The organism is Streptomyces sp. NBC_01551 (genome assembly GCF_026339935.1).
In the GTDB taxonomy this organism is placed as follows: Bacteria; Actinomycetota; Actinomycetes; order Streptomycetales; family Streptomycetaceae; genus Streptomyces.
On the sequence record NZ_JAPEPX010000001.1, the window covers coordinates 281563 to 297260 of the forward strand.

Sequence of the window (15698 nt, forward strand, 5' to 3'; positions counted from 1 at the left end):
CAGCCCTGCCGTCTTTTTTCGTCAACACTTTTCACAAGGATTGAAGAAACCCCAAGTTCACAGGCCTGACGGCCAGTTGACACAACTTCCGGCCTTCACTTCATGAACGCCGAACCCCTTGACGGCCCTCGTGGCGGGGCAGTTCACTCACGCTTCGATCCCCCGGATCCAAGACGTCAGGAGCGCCCCCCATGCCTCGCCTCTGCGACCGTCCACCACGACTCACCGCCGCGACCCTCGCCGCCGCGCTGGTCGCGGCCCTCCTCGCGCTGCTCCCCGGCAGCGCGGCCCACGCCGCACCCGTCCTGCTCTCGCAGGGCCGGCCCGTCACCGCCTCCAGCCAGGAGAACGGCGGCACACCCGCCTCCGCCGCCGTCGACGGCGACACCACCACCCGCTGGTCCAGCCAGTTCGCCGATCCGCAGTGGATACAGGTGGACCTCGGCGCGCCCGCCCGGCTCAGCCAGGTCGTACTGCGCTGGGAGACCGCGCACGCGAAGTCGTACCGCGTCGAGCTCTCCACCGACGGCGCCACCTGGTCCACCGCCCACGCCACGACCGCGGGCACCGGCGGCGTCCAGACCCTCGCCGTCTCCGGCACCGCCCGCCACGTCCGCGTCTTCGGCACCGAGCGTGCCACCGCCTGGGGGTACTCGCTCTACGAGTTCCAGGTCTACGGCACCACCGACACCGGCCCGACCCTCCCCGGCGGCGGCGACCTCGGCCCCAACGTGATCGTCTTCGACCCGTCCACCCCGAACATCCAGGCCCGGCTCGACGAGGTCTTCGCCCGCCAGGAGTCCGCCCAATTCGGTTCCGGCCGCTACCAGTTCCTGTTCAAGCCCGGCACGTACAACGGGCTCAACGCCCAGATCGGCTTCTACACCTCGATCTCGGGCCTCGGCCTGAGCCCCGACGACACCACCATCAACGGCGACGTGACCGTGGACGCGGGCTGGTTCGGCGGCAACGCCACCCAGAACTTCTGGCGTTCGGCCGAGAACCTCGCGCTCAACCCGGTGAACGGAACCGACCGCTGGGCCGTCTCCCAGGCCGCCCCCTTCCGCCGGATGCACGTCAAGGGCGGGCTCAACCTCTCCCCCGACGGCTACGGCTGGGCCTCCGGCGGCTACATCGCGGACTCGAGGATCGACGGCCAGGTCGGCAACTACTCCCAGCAGCAGTGGTACACCCGGGACAGCTCCGTCGGCGGCTGGTCCAACGCCGTCTGGAACCAGGTCTTCTCCGGCACCCCGGGCGCGCCGGCGCAGTCCTTCCCGAACGCGCCGTACACCACGCTCGACACCACCCCCGTGTCCCGGGAGAAGCCCTTCCTCTACCTCGACGGCGCCGAGTACAAGGTGTTCGTCCCGGCCAAACGGGTGAACGCGCGCGGCACCTCCTGGGGCAACGGCACCGCACCGCAGGGCACTTCGGTGCCGCTCAGCCGGTTCTACGTGGTCAAGCCCGGGACGAGCGCCGCCACGGTCAACCAGGCGCTGGCACAGGGCCTGCACCTGCTCTTCACCCCCGGCGTCTACCACCTCGACCGGACCATCCAGGTCAACCGCCCCGACACGGTCGTCCTCGGTCTGGGCCTGGCGACCCTCGTCCCGGACAACGGGGTGACCGCGATGAGGGTCGCCGACGTGGACGGCGTCCGGCTCGCGGGCTTCCTGATCGACGCGGGCCCGGTCAACTCGCCGAGCCTCCTGGAGGTCGGCCCGGCGGGCTCGGCGAGCGACCACGCCGCGAACCCGACCACCGTGCAGGACGTGTTCGTCCGGGTCGGCGGCGCCGGCCCCGGCAAGGCCACCGTCGGCATGGTGATCAACAGTCACGACACGATCGTCGACCACACCTGGATCTGGCGGGCCGACCACGGTGACGGGGTGGGCTGGGAGACCAACCGCTCCGACTACGGGTTCACGGTCAACGGCGACGACGTCCTGGCCACCGGTCTGTTCGTCGAGCACTTCAACAAGTACGACGTCCAGTGGAACGGCGAGCGGGGCCGCACGGTCTTCTTCCAGAACGAGAAGGCCTACGACGCCCCCAACCAGGCGGCGATCCAGAACGGTTCGACCAAGGGCTACGCGGCGTACAAGGTGGCGGACTCGGTCGCCGTCCACGAGGGCTGGGGGCTCGGCAGCTACTGCTACTACAACGTCGACCCGACGATCCGTCAGGACCACGGGTTCCAGGCGCCGGTGAAGCCGGGCGTCAGGTTCCACGACCTGCTGGTCGTCTCGCTCGGCGGCAACGGCCAGTACGAGCACGTCGTCAACGGCACGGGCGCCCCGACCTCGGGCACCTCGACGGTCCCCTCCACCGTCACTTCGTTCCCGTAGGTCGGGGGTGAGCGCGGGGCGGCCATGAGGCCGCCCCGCGCATCCGCGCGTCAGAGCTCGATGACGATCTTGCCGGCCGCGCGCCCGGTCCGGCTGAGCTCGAACGCCGCCGCCAGCTCCGCGAGCGGGAAGGTCCGCTCGACGGGAACGGTGAGCTGTCCGCTGTCGGCGAGCCGCCCCAGTTCGGCCAGGTCGGTGCCGACCGGCCGGACCCACATCCACTGGCCGCCCGCGCCGAGCACGCCGGGGTCGGCGATCGAGGCGTGCCGGCCGCCCGGGGCCAGCACCGCCCGGGTGACGTCGAGGACGCCGCCGACGAAGTCCGCGACGACGGTGACGCCGTCGGGGGCCAGCGCGCGGACCCGCTCGGTCAGGCCCTCCCCGTACTCGACCGGCTCGCAGCCGAGCCCCCGCAGCCGCTCGTGGTTGCGCTGGGAGGCCGTACCGATCACGCGCGCGCCCAGCACCCGGGCGATCTGCACGCCGAGGGAACCGACCCCGCCCGCCGCGCCGTGGATGAGGACGGTGTCGTCCTTGCCCGTGCCGAGGCGGGTGAGCAGCTGGTACGCGGTGAGCCCGGCCAGCGGCAGGCCGGCCGCCTCCTGCCAGCTGAGGCGGGCGGGCTTGGGCGCGAGCATCCGTACGGGGACGCTGACGAACTCGGCGAAGGTCCCGCCGCGCACGTAGTCCTTGCGGGCGTTCGAGATCACCTCGTCGCCGACCGCGTACTCGGGCGCGTCGATGCCGACCTTCTCCACGGTTCCGGCGACGTCCCAGCCCGGGACGACGGGGTACATGACGTCCATCAGCGGGTCGAGCCCGCCGGCCATGATCTTCCAGTCGACGGGGTTGACCGCGGCGCACTTGACCCGGACGAGGACCTCGCCGGGGCCGACCTTGGGCATCGGGAGGCGGGTCTCGGTAAGCACCTCCGTCCCGCCGTACGTCTCGTACGCCATCGCGCGCATGGTGTTCTGGGTCTCCTGGGACATGTACCCGGCCTCTCCGCGAGCTGCTGGAATCACTCGCTCCGTATCCCATCACGAAGGCCGCGCCCGCCCCTCGAAGCAGGGCGGGCACGGCCCGGATCGGGGCACGCTCTAGCGCAGGGCCCGGTGGGCGGCGATCACCTCCGCGTACCGGCGGCCGCTGGACTTCACCGTGCGGCACTGGGTGGCGTAGTCGACGTGGACCAGGCCGAAGCGCTTGTCGTACCCGTAGGCCCACTCGAAATTGTCCAGCAGGGACCAGGCGTAGTACCCGGCCAGCGGGGCGCCCCGACGGGCGGCGCGGGCGCAGGCGGCGAGGTGGGCGGTCAGGTAGTCGGCCCGCTCGGGGTCGTGGACGCGGCCGTCGGGGCCGACGGTGTCGGGGTACGAGGAGCCGTTCTCGGTGACGTGGATCCGCCGGGCCCCGTACTCCTCGGTGAGCCGCATGAGCAGGGTCTCGATGCCGCTCGCGTCGACCTCCCAGTCCATGCCGGTGCGCGGGACGCCGGGGCGGGCGATCTGGCGGGCGTGGGGCGCGGGGCCGGCCGGGTCGGCGGTGACGGTCTGCGGGAAGTAGTAGTTCAGGCCGGTCCAGTCGAGCGGGGCGGCGATGGTGGCGAGGTCGCCGGGGCGTTCGGGGAGGTCCACGCCGTAGACCTCGCGCATGTCGGCGGGGAAGCCGCGGCCGTGGACGGGGTCGAGCCACCAGCGGTTGACGTGGCCGTCCATGCGCACGGCAGCCGCCCGGTCGGCCTCGGAGGCGGTGGCGGGCTCGATGGTGGAGAGGTTGTTGACGATGCCGATCTCCGCCCCGGGCGCGGCGGCGCGGACGGCCTCGGTGGCCAGGCCGTGGCCGAGGAGCAGGTGGTACGAGGCGCGGACGGCGGCGATCAGGTCGGTCAGGCCGGGGGCCATCCTTCCCTCCAGGTGGCCGATCCAGGCCGAGCAGAGCGGCTCGTTGAGGGTGGCCCACCGGGTGACGCGGTCGCCGAGGCGTTCGGCGACGAGCTCGGCGTACGAGGCGAAGTGCCCGGCGGTCGCCCGCTCGGGCCAGCCCCCGCGGTCCTGGAGGGCCTGGGGCAGGTCCCAGTGGTAGAGGGTGGCGCAGGGGGTGATGCCGGCGGCGAGCAGGCCGTCCACCAGCCGGTCGTAGAAGTCGAGGCCCTTGGGGTTGACCGGGCCGTCCCCGCCGGGGACCACGCGGGGCCAGGCGACGGAGAACCGGTAGGCGTCGGCGCCGAGTTCACGCATGAGGGTGATGTCCTCGGGCCAGCGGTGGTAGTGGTCGCAGGCGGTGTCCCCGGTGTGGCCGCCGTCGACGGCCGAGGGCGTGTGGGAGAAGGTGTCCCAGATGGAGGGGGCCCGGCCGTCCTCGTCGACCGCGCCCTCGATCTGGTAGGCGGAGGTCGCGGTGCCCCAGGCGAAGTCGCGGGGCAGGGCGGCGAGGTCGATGGCGTGATCGGTCATTTGACGGCTCCTGCCGTGAGTCCGGCCACCAAGTACCGCTGCAACAGCAGGAATCCGGCGACGACGGGGATGCTGACGACGAGTGAGGCGGCCATGATCTGGTTCCAGTAGACGTCGTTCTGCGTGGAGTAGCCCTGCAGGCCGACGGCGAGGGTGCGGGTGGTGTCGTTGGTCATGACGGAGGCGAAGAGCACCTCGCCCCAGGCGGTCATGAACGCGTACACGGCGACGGCGACGATGCCGGGGGCGGCCGCCGGGATCACGACCCGCACGAGCGCGCCGAGGGGGCCGCAGCCGTCGACGGTGGCGGCCTCGTCGAGGTCGCGGGGCACCGAGTCGAAGTACCCGATGAGCATCCAGATGGAGAAGGGGAGGGAGAACGTCAGGTAGGTGAGGATCAGCCCGCCCCGGGAGCCGTAGAGCGCGACGCCGGTGCTGTTGCCGATGTTGACGAAGATCAGGAACAGCGGGAGCAGGAAGAGGATCCCCGGGAACATCTGGGTGGACAGCACGGTGACGGTGAACAGGCGCTTGCCGCGGAAGCGGTACCGGCTGACCGCGTAGGCCGCGAAGACGGCGATGACCACCGAGCAGACGGTGGCGGCGCCCGCCACGATCAGGGAGTTCACGAAGTACCTGGCGAGCGGGACGGTGTGCCAGATGTCGGCGTACGGACGGACGGTGAGGCCGCTGGGTATCCAGCGGAACCGGCCGGAGACGTCCCCCAGCGGCTTGAGCGAGCTGGTGACCATCACATAGACGGGCAGCAGCACGAAGCCGGTGAGGAGGGTGAGGAAGACGGCCCGCACGACGCGGAACGACGGCGGCGGGGCCAGCGGCGACCTCGTACGCGCGCGGGCGCGGCGGCGGTCAGGCATCGGCGTTCCTCCGTCCGCGCCCGGTCAGGACCAGGTACCCGGCGGTGACCAGCAGCAGGAACAGCAGCAGGAGGACGGACATGGCCGCGCCGGCGCCGAAGTTCCAGGTGACGAAGCTGGACTGGTAGATGTGCAGGGAGATCAGGTCGGCGGCCTCCGGGGCGGCCTTGCCGAACAGCACGAACGGCGTGTTGAAGTCGTTGAAGGTCCACAGGAACAGCACCAGGAGCAGCACCTGGTTGACCGCGCCGACCGAGGGCAGGGTGATCCGGCGGATCCGCTGCCAGCTGCCGGCCCCGTCCAGCGCGGCGGCCTCGTACAGCTCCTTGGGGATGTTCTGGAGCGCGGCCGTCACGATGAGGAAGGCGAACGGCCAGCCCTTCCAGACGGAGACGGTCAGCAGCGCCCAGAAGCTGTTGTCGCCGAGCAGCCAGAAGGTGTGGTCCGCGCCGCCGAGGCCGAGTTGGTCGTGCAGGACGTGGTTCACCAGCCCGTTGTCCCGCTGGAACATGAACGCCCAGGTGATGACCGCCGCGTAGACGGGCAGGGCGTACGGGACGAGGAACAGCGCGCGCAGCGCACCGCGGCCGCGGAAGGACTCCTGGGTGAAGACGGCGGCCGCGGTGCCGAGCAGCCAGCACAGGCCGACGGAGAGCAGGGTGAACAGGCAGGTGGTGAGGAACGAGCCCAACAGGGCTTCGCCGACGGGCTTGTTGACGTCGACGGCGAGTTCGTAGTTGGCCAGGCCCGTCCAGGCGGCGCCGGTCCAGTCCCGGATGAAGAACTGGGTCAGCTGCCGGAAGCTCATGACGATGCCCATGGCCATCGGGGCAAGGTGGATGAGCAGTTCGAGGAGCAGGGCGGGCAGCAGCAGGAGGTAGGGCAGGGCGGCCCTGCGCACGCGGCCGGTGCGGCGCGCGCGTGCGAGGGGGCGGGCGGCGGCGTGGGCTTTGGTGTGGGGGTCGGCGTGGGGATCCGCGTGGGGGTCGGTGCGGGTGTGGGTGTCGGTGTCGGTGTGGGCGCTCATGGGGCGGGGCTCAGCTCGCCATCTGCTGCTGGGCCTTGGTGAGCTTGGCCTTGACCGACTCGGTGGTCACGGGGCGGCCCGCCGCCGCGTCGGCGAACAGCTCCTTGACCGCGGTGCCGACGGTGGTCTCGAACTGGGATTCCTGCGGCACCTGAGGGAGCGGGGCGGCGCTGGTGGAGAGGGTCTCGCGGAGCACGGTGAGGTCCTCGGTGGCGAACGCGGCGTCGCTCTGGGCCGCCTTGACCGGCGGAATGGAGCCGTAGGCCTTGTTGAGGATCTTCTGCTCCTCGTCACCGGTCATGAACTTCACGAACGTGAGGGCGCCGTCGATGTTGTCGGTGTTCTTGAAGACGGCCATGTTGATGCCGGCGACCATGGAGTTGGTGTTCGTGCCGGTGCCGGGCGCGCCGCCGGCGGGCACCGGGACGGGGGCCACGCCCCAGTCGCCCTCCTTCATGCCGTGGCTCTTGAAGGAGGTGGCGGCGCTCTGCCAGAGCACCATGGCCGTCTTGCCGGCCGCGAAGTCCTGGAGGGACTGGTTCTGGGCGTACTCGGCGTTGCCCGGGGCGATGATCTTGTCCTTGGCCATCAGGTCGACATACTGCTTGACGGCTTCGACGGCGCCCGGGCTGTCGAAGGTGGGCTTGCCGGCCGCGTCGAAGAAGTCCGCGCCGTGCTGCCGGGCGAGGACGAAGACCTGGTGGATGTTGTTGGCGAGGTTCGACCCCTCCGCGCCGAGGGCCCAGCAGCCGTCCCTGGACAGCCTCTGCCCGGTCGTGACCATCTCGTCCCAGGTGGCCGGGGGCTTCTCGATGCCCGCCTCCCGGAACATCTTCTTGTTGTAGTAGAGCGCGTACGACATCGAGTAGAGCGGGACGGCGGCCGGGTCCTGGCCGGTGGCGCCGGCCGAGCCGATGGCGGAGGCGACGAAGCGGTCCTTGCCTCCGATGGCGCCGAACTTCTCGGCGTCCCAGGGCAGCAGTGCCCCGGTGGCCTGGAGGGAGGCGGACCAGGTGTTGCCGATGTTGAGTACGTCGGGCCCCTGGCCGGAGGCGGTGGCGGCGAGGATCCGGTTGAGGAGGTCCGCCCAGGGAACCACCTCCAGCTTGACCTTGATGCCGGTCTGCTGCTCGAACTTCTTCAGCTCGGGGCCGAGGGTCGCCTCGTCCGCCGCGATGTCGGGGCCCTGGTTGGAGGCCCAGTAGGTGAGTTCCTTCGGGGCGGTGTTGGAGCCGCCCCCGCCGTTCGTCGTGCCGCCGCCGCAGCCGGCGGCCGTGGCGGCGAGGAGGGAGACGGCGATCGCGGTGGTGGTGGCGGCTCGGGCTCTGCGCATGGCGGATCGGCCCCTTTCGGCAGGGTCGGGGAAAGCCGGCGGGCGGGTCTCGGCCGGGGCGCCTCGTCGGCGCCCACTGGTCCAGGCCTTAATTTAGGACGTGAGTTAAGCCTCGTGAAAGGGTCGCGTCAAGAGCTCGCGCAGGGGTATGTTGCGACCAACTGCAGGGCGGGAGGAGACAGATGACGACAGGGCGTAGCGGCCGTACGGTGCGGGACCTGCGGCGCGGCAACCGCAGCGCCGTGCTCCAGCGGCTGTACTTCGGCGGACCGATGAGCCGTCAGGAGCTGGGGCCGGCGACGGGGCTGAGCTCCGGATCCGTCAGCAACGTCGTCGGCGAGCTCATCGCGGACGGCTTGCTGGAGGAGGCGGGCGTCGTGGACTCGGACGGGGGCCGCCCGCGGACCCTGCTGCGGGTCTCCCCCGGCAGCGCCCACCTGATCGGGGTCGACGTCGGCGAGACCCGGGTCCGCGTCGAGCTGTTCGACCTCACCCTGACCGAACTCGCCCGTACCGAACTGCCGTTGCTGCCGCGCGGCTGCTACGACGTCGGCCCGATCGTGGACCACGTCCGGACGGGGATCGCGGCGGTGCTGGCGCAGGCCGGCGTCGGCACGGACCGGCTGCTGGGCGTGGGCGTGGGCGTCCCGGGGATAGTGGACCGCGAGGCGCCGGGCGGCGCGGTCGTCCACGGGCAGACGATCGGGTGGGACGCGGTGCCGCTGGAGGCCCTGCTGCGCGCGACGGGGGCGCTGCCGCAGGAGGTCCCGTACCTCATCGACAACGGCGCCCGGACGCTCGGCCAGGCGGAGATGTGGTTCGGGGCGGGGCGGGGCGCACGGGACGCCGTGGTGGTCCTGTTCGGGTCCGGGGTCGGCGCGAGCCTGATCACGGACGGCTCGCCGGAGGGCGGCAGTACGGAGGGCACCCCTCTGGAGTGGGGCCACTTGACGGTCTCGGTCCGCGGGCGGCGCTGCCGGTGCGGGGCGCTGGGCTGCCTGGAGGCGTACACGGGGGCGGAGTCGCTGCTGGCGCGGTGGGCGGAGCTCGGCGGGGACGTCGGGGGCCGGCGGGCCGACGCGGCGAACGAGGAGGAAGCCCTCGCGGCCCTGCTGGCGGCGGCGCTCGCGGACGACCCGGTGGCGCGGGACGTCCTCGACGAGACGGCGGAGTACCTGGGCGCGGGGCTGTCGGACGTGATCAACCTGTTCCGGCCGGAGCGGATCCTGATCGGCGGCTGGGCCGGCCTGCTGCTGGGCCCGTACATCCTCCCGGCGGTACGGGAGCACGCGACGCGCTACTCCCTGCGCCACCCGGCCGCCCGGGTCGCGATCGAGCTGGGCTCCCTCGGCCCGGACGCGGTCACGGTGGGCGCGGCCACGCTGCCCCTGTCCGCCTTCTTCACCACCGGCGGCCGCCGCCCCGCCCCGCCCGCCCTCCCCGAACAGCCGGGCTGGCGAACCGCGTTGACCCGGCGGGGCTAGGGAGTGTCGTCAAAGCGGCGCCTGGCCCGCGCCGCCCTTGCCGGGGGCCGGCGGGCGCCCCGGAGCGGAAGGAGAAGGCCGACCTCGTGGCGGACCACCGGATCCGGGAGCTGGACCTGACCGGCAAGATCCGGATGCGACTGGTACCGGCGGCCCGCGAGGTGCGCGCGCTCCACGAGCAGCGGGGCAACCCGTCGCACGAGCACTCCGGCAGCAGGCAGAACGGCCGCGGGGGCACGACCGTCGCCGCCCGGCAGTGGCGGATCCAGAAGGGCGAGGACGGCCGCCGGCACCTGGTCGAGACGCTCCGCTTCAGCAGCCGGGAGATCCAGGACCTCCTGCGCACCAACGTCACCGACGCGGGCTGGACGTGGCGCGGGGTGCTGCACAAGCCGTGACGGGCGCAGCCGCGGACCCGGCCCGGGGTCCGGGGGCCGGCGCGGCGGCGCGCCGCGCCAGGGCCCGGCTCACTCGTACTCCGTGCCGCCCTTGCGGGTCAGGTACGCCGGGCTGACGGCCTTCGCGATGGCGCGGCCGCCGACGACCGGGCTGTAGCGCTCCGCCGCCGGGCGGATGACGACGCCCTCGCGCAGGTGCAGGTTCCGCCCGGAGACGGTCTCGCGGCCGGTGGCCAGCTCCAGGACCACGTCCAGCGTGTACGGACCCTCGAACAGCCTCGGCACCTGCGGGAGTTCCCCGTCCGCCAGCACCTCGGCCGGGTCCAGCCAGCGCACCTGGCCGTCGATCTCGGCGGAGACGTCGAAGACCGCGAACCCGGGGGCCGAGCCGGCCAGCGCGGCGTGCGCCCCGTAGCCCAGGTCCTGGACGCCCGTCCCGTACACCTCGCCGAAGATCCCGACGCGGCTCGCGCCCAGCGTCCCGGCGAGCCGGGCGGCGACCTCCGCCACGCCGTGGCCGCGTACGGCCCGCCAGTACACGTTGCGCTCGTCCTCCTTGAGGGCCAGGCCCTTGGCCCCGATGCCCTTGGAGGAAACGAGCACCCGCTCCCCCTCGGCGACGTACGTCAGCAGGCAGGCGGTCCCGTGGAGCTTCTCCGTCAGGACGACCGGCTCGCCGGGCTCGAAGATGTGCGGGTAGCGCTGGAGGTTCTCGATGTCCACCCACGGCAGCAGATCGGGGGCGGACTCCACGTCGCCGTCCATGGTCGTGGGGATCGGCGGCGCCCATTTGGTGATGCCGAGCAGCCCGGCGAAGTCCGTGCCCTCCTCGGCCGCCTGCCCCAGGTCCACCTCGGCCAGCGCGCCCGGCCGGCACACCAGGCCCTGTGACAGCTCGCCCCGCAGCCGGACGGCCTTGACCCGGTCGCAGGCGCTCCCGGCGAGGCGGCCCGTCAGGCCCAGTTCCTCGATCAGGGCGGCGGGCAGTACGGCCTGCTCGGGTATGTAGAGCGCGAAGTCCCCCGTACGGTAGGCGCCCTTGGCGACGACGGCGCGGTACAGGCCGACTTGGGCCAGTTCCAGGGCGTCGGCGTTCGGGTGGTCGTGGACGGTCAGCTCTTCCACGGTGACGCGCAGGGTCGACATGGCAGGCTCCTTCGGGAATCGGTGTCGGGTGGACAAGTGGGTCTCGGGTGACGCCGGACCACTGTCCGTGGCGCCATTTGCGGTGGTCCAGCCGTTATCCGGCTGCTAGCCTGCGCCGCCCACCGCGTCACACAGGAGGCTCGCATGTCACGTCGCCCAGTCACGATCGTCACCGGAGGCAGCAGGGGCATAGGTGCGGCGGCCTGTGTGCGGCTGGCCTCGGCCGGCCATGACCTGGTCCTCGGCTACGCCACGGACGACGCGGCCGCCGAGGCCACCGCCGAGCGGTCGAGGGCGGCCGGCGCCCGGTGCGTGACGGTGCGCGGCGACACCTCCCAGGAGTGCGGCGTCGAGCGCCTCTTCGACATCGCCGGGGCCGAACTCGGCACGGTCACCGGCCTCGTCAACAACGCCGGCGTCACCGGGCCGCTCGGCCGCCTCGCCGACGCCACGACCGACGACCTGCGGCGCGTGGTGGAGGTCAACCTCCTCGGGTACCTGCTCTGCTGCCGCCGGGCCGCCCGCGACATGTCCGAGGCCGGCGGAGGCGCCGGCGGGGCCATCGTGAACGTCTCCTCGGCCGCCGCCACCCTCGGCAGCCCCGGGGACTACGTCCACTACGCGGCCACCAAGGCGGCCGTCGACACCCTCACCCTGGGCCTGGCCAAGGAACTCGGCCCGGACGGGATCCGGGTGAACGCCGTCGCGCCCGGCATCATCGAGACCGACATGCACGCGGCGATGGGCGACCCCGACCGCCCCGCGCGGGCCGCCGCCGGAATCCCCCTCGGGCGGCCCGGGCAGCCCGAGGAGATCGCCGGGGCCATCGCCTGGCTGCTGTCCCCGGACGCCTCGTACACGACCGGAGCCGTCCTGCGGGTCTCGGGCGGCCGCTGACCGGGCTTCGGGGCTCGGACTTCGCGGCTACGCGGCTTCGGGGCTTCGGGGCTTCGGGCTACGCGGTTTCAGCCGGGGTACTCAGCCGAACGCCGCCCGGGTGGCCGGGCCGTAGACGCCCTGGGGATCCCCGCTGATGCCCCGGTCGCTCTGCAACTGGGCGACGCCGCGCCGGGTGTGGCCGTCGTAGAGCCCGTTGACCTTGACGTACGTGAACCCCTGTCCGTACAGCCGCTCCTGAAGGGCGCGCACCTCGGGTCCGCGGTCCCCCGGGCCCAGCGTGCCGTCCCCGGCGGGCGTCGCCGGGGGCGCGACGGGCGCGCTCCGGCTCGCGGAGGCGCCGGGCGCGGGCCGGCCGCCGGACGCGGAGGCCGACGCGGAGGGCGAGACGGAGGCTCCCGGCGCCCGGGAGGCCGCGCCGGCACGTGGCGTGGACGCCGCGGGCGAAGGCTCTTCGGCCAGGCCGGGACTGCCCGCCGGGAGCGCCGGTACGGACAGCCCGGGCGGGGCCACCGCCCGCTCCGGGCCGGGCTCTTCGGGGCCCGTCAGCAGGAGCAGCAGAGCGCCCGCCGCTCCCAGCCCGAGCAGCGCGCACACCGCCACCGCCACCGGCCGGCGGCGGCCGCGCCCGGCCGCAGCGGGGACCGGAGCCGAGTCGGACATCGAACCGGAACCCGAACCGGAGGCAGCATCGGGCGCGCCCGCCGGTGGCGGGACGCGGGAGGAGACGGCGGGGCCGCTCTGGGGCCAGGCGGGCGCCGTCGGGGCGGACGGGCGGCTCGCGGGCGCGACGTAGGGGCGTACGAGCAGGCGGTCGTCGGGGACGGCCCCGCTCTCATCGGGATGGTGGGACACGGTTGTCTCCCGGCGGGGGTGGAGGCCGACGCGGCGGTGCGGTGCCGGCCTCCACCCGGCCGGTCAGGCCCCGCGCCGCCACGCGGCGAGGACCGTGCCTGGAGCGACGGCGGACCCGACGGCCCCGCCGGTCGCGGGAGAACCGCCGAAGCCGGCCGGGGCCGAAGCGGAACGCACTGCGGAATCCGCCGCGGAAGCCGAAGCCGGAGCGAGCGAGGAGCGAACGGATATGCGCATGCTGAGGGTCTCCGTAGTGCGGCTCAAGCGGGGTCTTTGATCGGCGCACTCTTGCCCTTCGGGACGGCCCCGGTCAAGCCGGACATCCGATCCGCCCTATCCATCCGCTTTGTTCGGGACTTCCGTCCCCGCCCGAGCCACCCCGAGCGGGTGGTCCGGGACCCCGGCGGTCGGCTCCCGGCGGCGGACCGAGGTGGCCCACACCGTGACGGCCGCCGCCAGCATCAGCGCGGCGCCGGTCAGCGGCGCGGCCGGAACGGAGATCCCGTCGACCGCGAGGCCCCCGACGAGCGCCCCGGCGGCGATCGCGAAGTTGAACATGGCCACCATCAGCGAGGAGGCCGCCTCGGCCGCGCGCGGAGCCGCCCGCGTCATCCAGCTCTGCAGGCTCACCGAGACCCCGCCGTACGCGACTCCCCACGCGAGCAGCAGGGCGGTGCCCGCGACCGCCCCCGGGAGGACGGCGATCAGTGCGAGGACCACGGTGAGGGCGGCGCTGACCACGAGCAGCGTACGGCGGGCATCGCGCGCCCCGGCCAGGAAGTTCCCGGCGACCCCGGCCACTCCGTACCCGAGGAGCAGGGTGCTGACGTACCCGGCGTCGATGCCGGAGACGTCCCGCAGGATCGGCCGTACGAAGGTGTACGCGGCGAACTGCCCGGTCACGACGAGAAAGGTGACGATCACTCCGGCCCGTACGCCCCGGTTGTCGCGCAGCAGGGCGGGGAGCTCCGCGAACCGGATGTTCCGGTCGGCGGGCAGCGCGGGCAGCAGCAGGAGCAGGGCGACCAGGGTGAGGAAGCCGAGGGCGGCCACGGCGGCGAAGGCGGTGCGCCAGCCGCCGAGTTCCCCGAGCAGCGTCCCGGCGGGGACACCGAGCACGGAGGCGGTGGGGACGCCCCCGAAGACGAGGGCGGTGGCCCGGCCGACGTGCCGCTCGGGGACCAGGCGGACGGCGAGCCCGCCGGCTATCGCCCAGAAGCCGCCGACGCTGACGCCCACGAGCAGCCGGGCCGCCAGGACCACGGCGAAGCCGGGCGCGAGGGCGGCGGCGAGGTTGGCGGCCGCCATCAGGGCGATCAGCGCGCACAGCACGAGCCGCCGGTCCAGGCGTCCGGCTCCGACGGTGACGAGCGGCGCGCAGAACCCGGCGACCAGCCCGGGCACGGTGACCATCAGCCCGGCGGTGCCGTCGGACACCCCCAGTGAGTCCCCGACGGGGGTGAGCAGCCCGACGGGCAGCAGCTCGGAGGTGATCAGGCAGAAGATCCCGAGGGAGACGGCCGCGACGGCCGCCCATCCCTTCCAGGGGCTGCCGGGCGCGGCGGCATCGGCGTCGGCGTCATTCATGGACTCGGCACTCCTACGGGTCGGGTGGCGGACGGGACACGGCGGCGCGCGGAGCACCGGAGGTCGCGCCTCCCCCGTCACCCCGCACTGCCGTTCCAATTCCCGGGCGACGCGGGGCATTCCCGCACCCCACTCCTCACGCGCCGCGCTTAGCCTGAGCCGCATGGACGACGAACTCGACGGAGTGGCGATCATCGCCTTCGCGGACGCCGCCGCGTTCGAGAACTGGCTGGCCGAGCACCACACCCGGCGCGAGGGCGTGTGGGTCAAGATGGCGAAGAAGAACTCCGGCATTGCGTCCGTCACTTCGGACGAGCTCGTCGACATCGGGCTCTGCTACGGCTGGATCTCGGGCCGGCGCCGCTCGTACGACGACGAGCGCCATTACCTCCAGAAGTACGTGCCGCGCCGGCCCAAGAGCCTGTGGTCGCAAGTGAACGTCGACAAGGTCGCGGCACTGACCGCCGCCGGCCGGATGCGCGAGCCCGGGCTGGCCGAGGTGCGCGCGGCGCGGGAGGACGGCCGCTGGGCGCGGGCGTACGCCCCGCAGAAGACGGCCCCGGTGCCACCCGACCTCGCGGCCGCGCTCGACGCGGACCCGCAGGCCAGGGAGGCCTTCGAGGCGCTCGACAAGACCGCCCGCTACCTGCTGGCCCTGCCGCTGCTGCAAGCTGGCACGCCGCAGACCCGGCGGTCCCGCCTCGACAAGGCCCTGCGTTCCCTGAAGCGGCGTCACCCGGACGCGTGAGCCGGGCACTCGGGCGGGCCGGGGGTGCGGCATGGTGGAGCGATGCAGTTGCGTCGGGCCGTGCCCCTCTCCCTCCTCGCGCTCCTCGCGAGCGCCGGATGTGTCTCCGTCGGCCCGGGCTCCCCGGCTCCCGCACGGGGTTCCGCACCACTCGTGGGCGCACCGGACGCATCGGACACCCCCGACGCCCCTGACACCGCCGAGAGCCCCGGCACGGCCGCCCTGCCCGCGCTGTCCGTCCCCCGCCCGCTCCCGCTGGGCGACCTGCCCGGGCAGGAGAGCGGCCCCGAACCGGAGCCGGACCGGAAGCGGCCCCCCGCCAAGGCGGCCCGGCCGCCCGCCAAACGGCCCGCGAAGCCCGCGCCACCGCACCGGGCGCACCCGCCCAAGCCCGCGTCGCCCCGGTTCCCGGAGCGGCTGCCCCGGGTGGACGAACTGTGCGCGGCCGCGGAGGGCACCGTACCCGCGTCGATCGTGGACCTGTGCGTTGGCCAGTACGGGCAGCCCGCCCGCTGACCTGACCCAGGGCGTAGGCTCC

Annotated in this window: 14 protein-coding genes; 6 read left to right on the forward strand and 8 right to left on the reverse strand. The window is 73.3% G+C overall.

Going from position 1 to position 15698, the window contains the following annotated elements:
• The first annotated feature begins 191 nt into the window (after nt 1–191).
• Entirely contained in the window at nt 192–2351 is a 2160-nt protein-coding gene (locus tag OG982_RS01085; protein ID WP_266947721.1) for a discoidin domain-containing protein, read from the forward strand.
• Nucleotides 2352–2401: 50 nt separating this feature from the next.
• On the opposite strand, the gene OG982_RS01090 is transcribed toward OG982_RS01085, so the two are convergent.
• The 5 genes from OG982_RS01090 to OG982_RS01110 form a co-directional block, all read right to left on the reverse strand.
• Nucleotides 2402–3319: an NADP-dependent oxidoreductase gene (locus OG982_RS01090; RefSeq protein WP_266949843.1), complete on the reverse strand. Its 918-nt coding sequence runs from the start codon at nt 3317–3319 to the stop codon at nt 2402–2404.
• Nucleotides 3320–3451: 132 nt separating this feature from the next.
• Complete coding sequence (locus tag OG982_RS01095) at nt 3452–4807, reverse strand: GH1 family beta-glucosidase (protein WP_266947722.1); 1356 nt, start codon at nt 4805–4807, stop codon at nt 3452–3454.
• Nucleotides 4804–5685 carry a carbohydrate ABC transporter permease gene (locus tag OG982_RS01100; RefSeq protein ID WP_266790608.1) on the reverse strand — a complete coding sequence of 294 codons (882 nt, stop codon included), beginning with the start codon at nt 5683–5685 and terminating at the stop codon, nt 4804–4806. Before OG982_RS01100 ends, OG982_RS01095 begins: the two co-directional genes overlap by 4 nt.
• The gene (locus OG982_RS01105) at nt 5678–6712 is read right to left on the reverse strand and encodes a carbohydrate ABC transporter permease (RefSeq protein WP_266947723.1); all 1035 of its coding nucleotides are present in this window, start codon (nt 6710–6712) and stop codon (nt 5678–5680) included. The genes OG982_RS01100 and OG982_RS01105 overlap by 8 nt, the downstream gene beginning before the upstream one ends.
• A 10-nt stretch (nt 6713–6722) precedes the next feature.
• The gene (locus tag OG982_RS01110) at nt 6723–8045 is read right to left on the reverse strand and encodes a sugar ABC transporter substrate-binding protein (protein ID WP_266947724.1); all 1323 of its coding nucleotides are present in this window, start codon (nt 8043–8045) and stop codon (nt 6723–6725) included.
• Between the two features lie 182 nt (nt 8046–8227).
• Between OG982_RS01110 and OG982_RS01115 the strand changes: the two genes are divergently transcribed.
• Both OG982_RS01115 and OG982_RS01120 read left to right on the forward strand, forming a co-directional pair.
• Nucleotides 8228–9529: an ROK family transcriptional regulator gene (locus OG982_RS01115; RefSeq protein WP_266947726.1), complete on the forward strand. Its 1302-nt coding sequence runs from the start codon at nt 8228–8230 to the stop codon at nt 9527–9529.
• 86 nt (nt 9530–9615) lie between these two features.
• Nucleotides 9616–9927, forward strand: coding sequence for a hypothetical protein (locus OG982_RS01120; protein ID WP_266947727.1), 312 nt, complete (start codon nt 9616–9618; stop codon nt 9925–9927).
• A gap of 69 nt (nt 9928–9996) precedes the next feature.
• Here OG982_RS01120 and OG982_RS01125 read toward each other — a convergent pair whose 3' ends face one another.
• A complete protein-coding gene (locus tag OG982_RS01125) occupies nt 9997–11073 on the reverse strand; it encodes an RNA ligase (ATP) (RefSeq protein ID WP_266790598.1) in 1077 nt (358 codons plus the stop codon).
• 144 nt (nt 11074–11217) lie between these two features.
• On the opposite strand from OG982_RS01125, the gene OG982_RS01130 reads away from it, so the two are divergent.
• Nucleotides 11218–11970, forward strand: coding sequence for an SDR family oxidoreductase (locus tag OG982_RS01130; protein ID WP_266947728.1), 753 nt, complete (start codon nt 11218–11220; stop codon nt 11968–11970).
• 81 nt (nt 11971–12051) lie between these two features.
• On the opposite strand, the gene OG982_RS01135 is transcribed toward OG982_RS01130, so the two are convergent.
• Nucleotides 12052–12825 carry a peptidoglycan-binding protein gene (locus tag OG982_RS01135; protein ID WP_266947729.1) on the reverse strand — a complete coding sequence of 258 codons (774 nt, stop codon included), beginning with the start codon at nt 12823–12825 and terminating at the stop codon, nt 12052–12054.
• Nucleotides 12826–13158: 333 nt separating this feature from the next.
• Nucleotides 13159–14412, reverse strand: a complete 1254-nt coding sequence (locus OG982_RS01140; RefSeq protein WP_266947731.1) for an MFS transporter — start codon at nt 14410–14412, stop codon at nt 13159–13161.
• A gap of 163 nt (nt 14413–14575) precedes the next feature.
• Here OG982_RS01140 and OG982_RS01145 point away from each other — a divergent pair, with 163 nt between their 5' ends.
• A complete protein-coding gene (locus OG982_RS01145; protein ID WP_266947732.1) occupies nt 14576–15160 on the forward strand; it encodes a YdeI family protein in 585 nt (194 codons plus the stop codon).
• Nucleotides 15161–15202: 42 nt separating this feature from the next.
• Nucleotides 15203–15676 (forward strand): hypothetical protein, encoded by a 474-nt coding sequence (locus OG982_RS01150; protein WP_266790589.1) that lies wholly within the window; start codon nt 15203–15205, stop codon nt 15674–15676.
• Nucleotides 15677–15698: the final 22 nt, after the last annotated feature.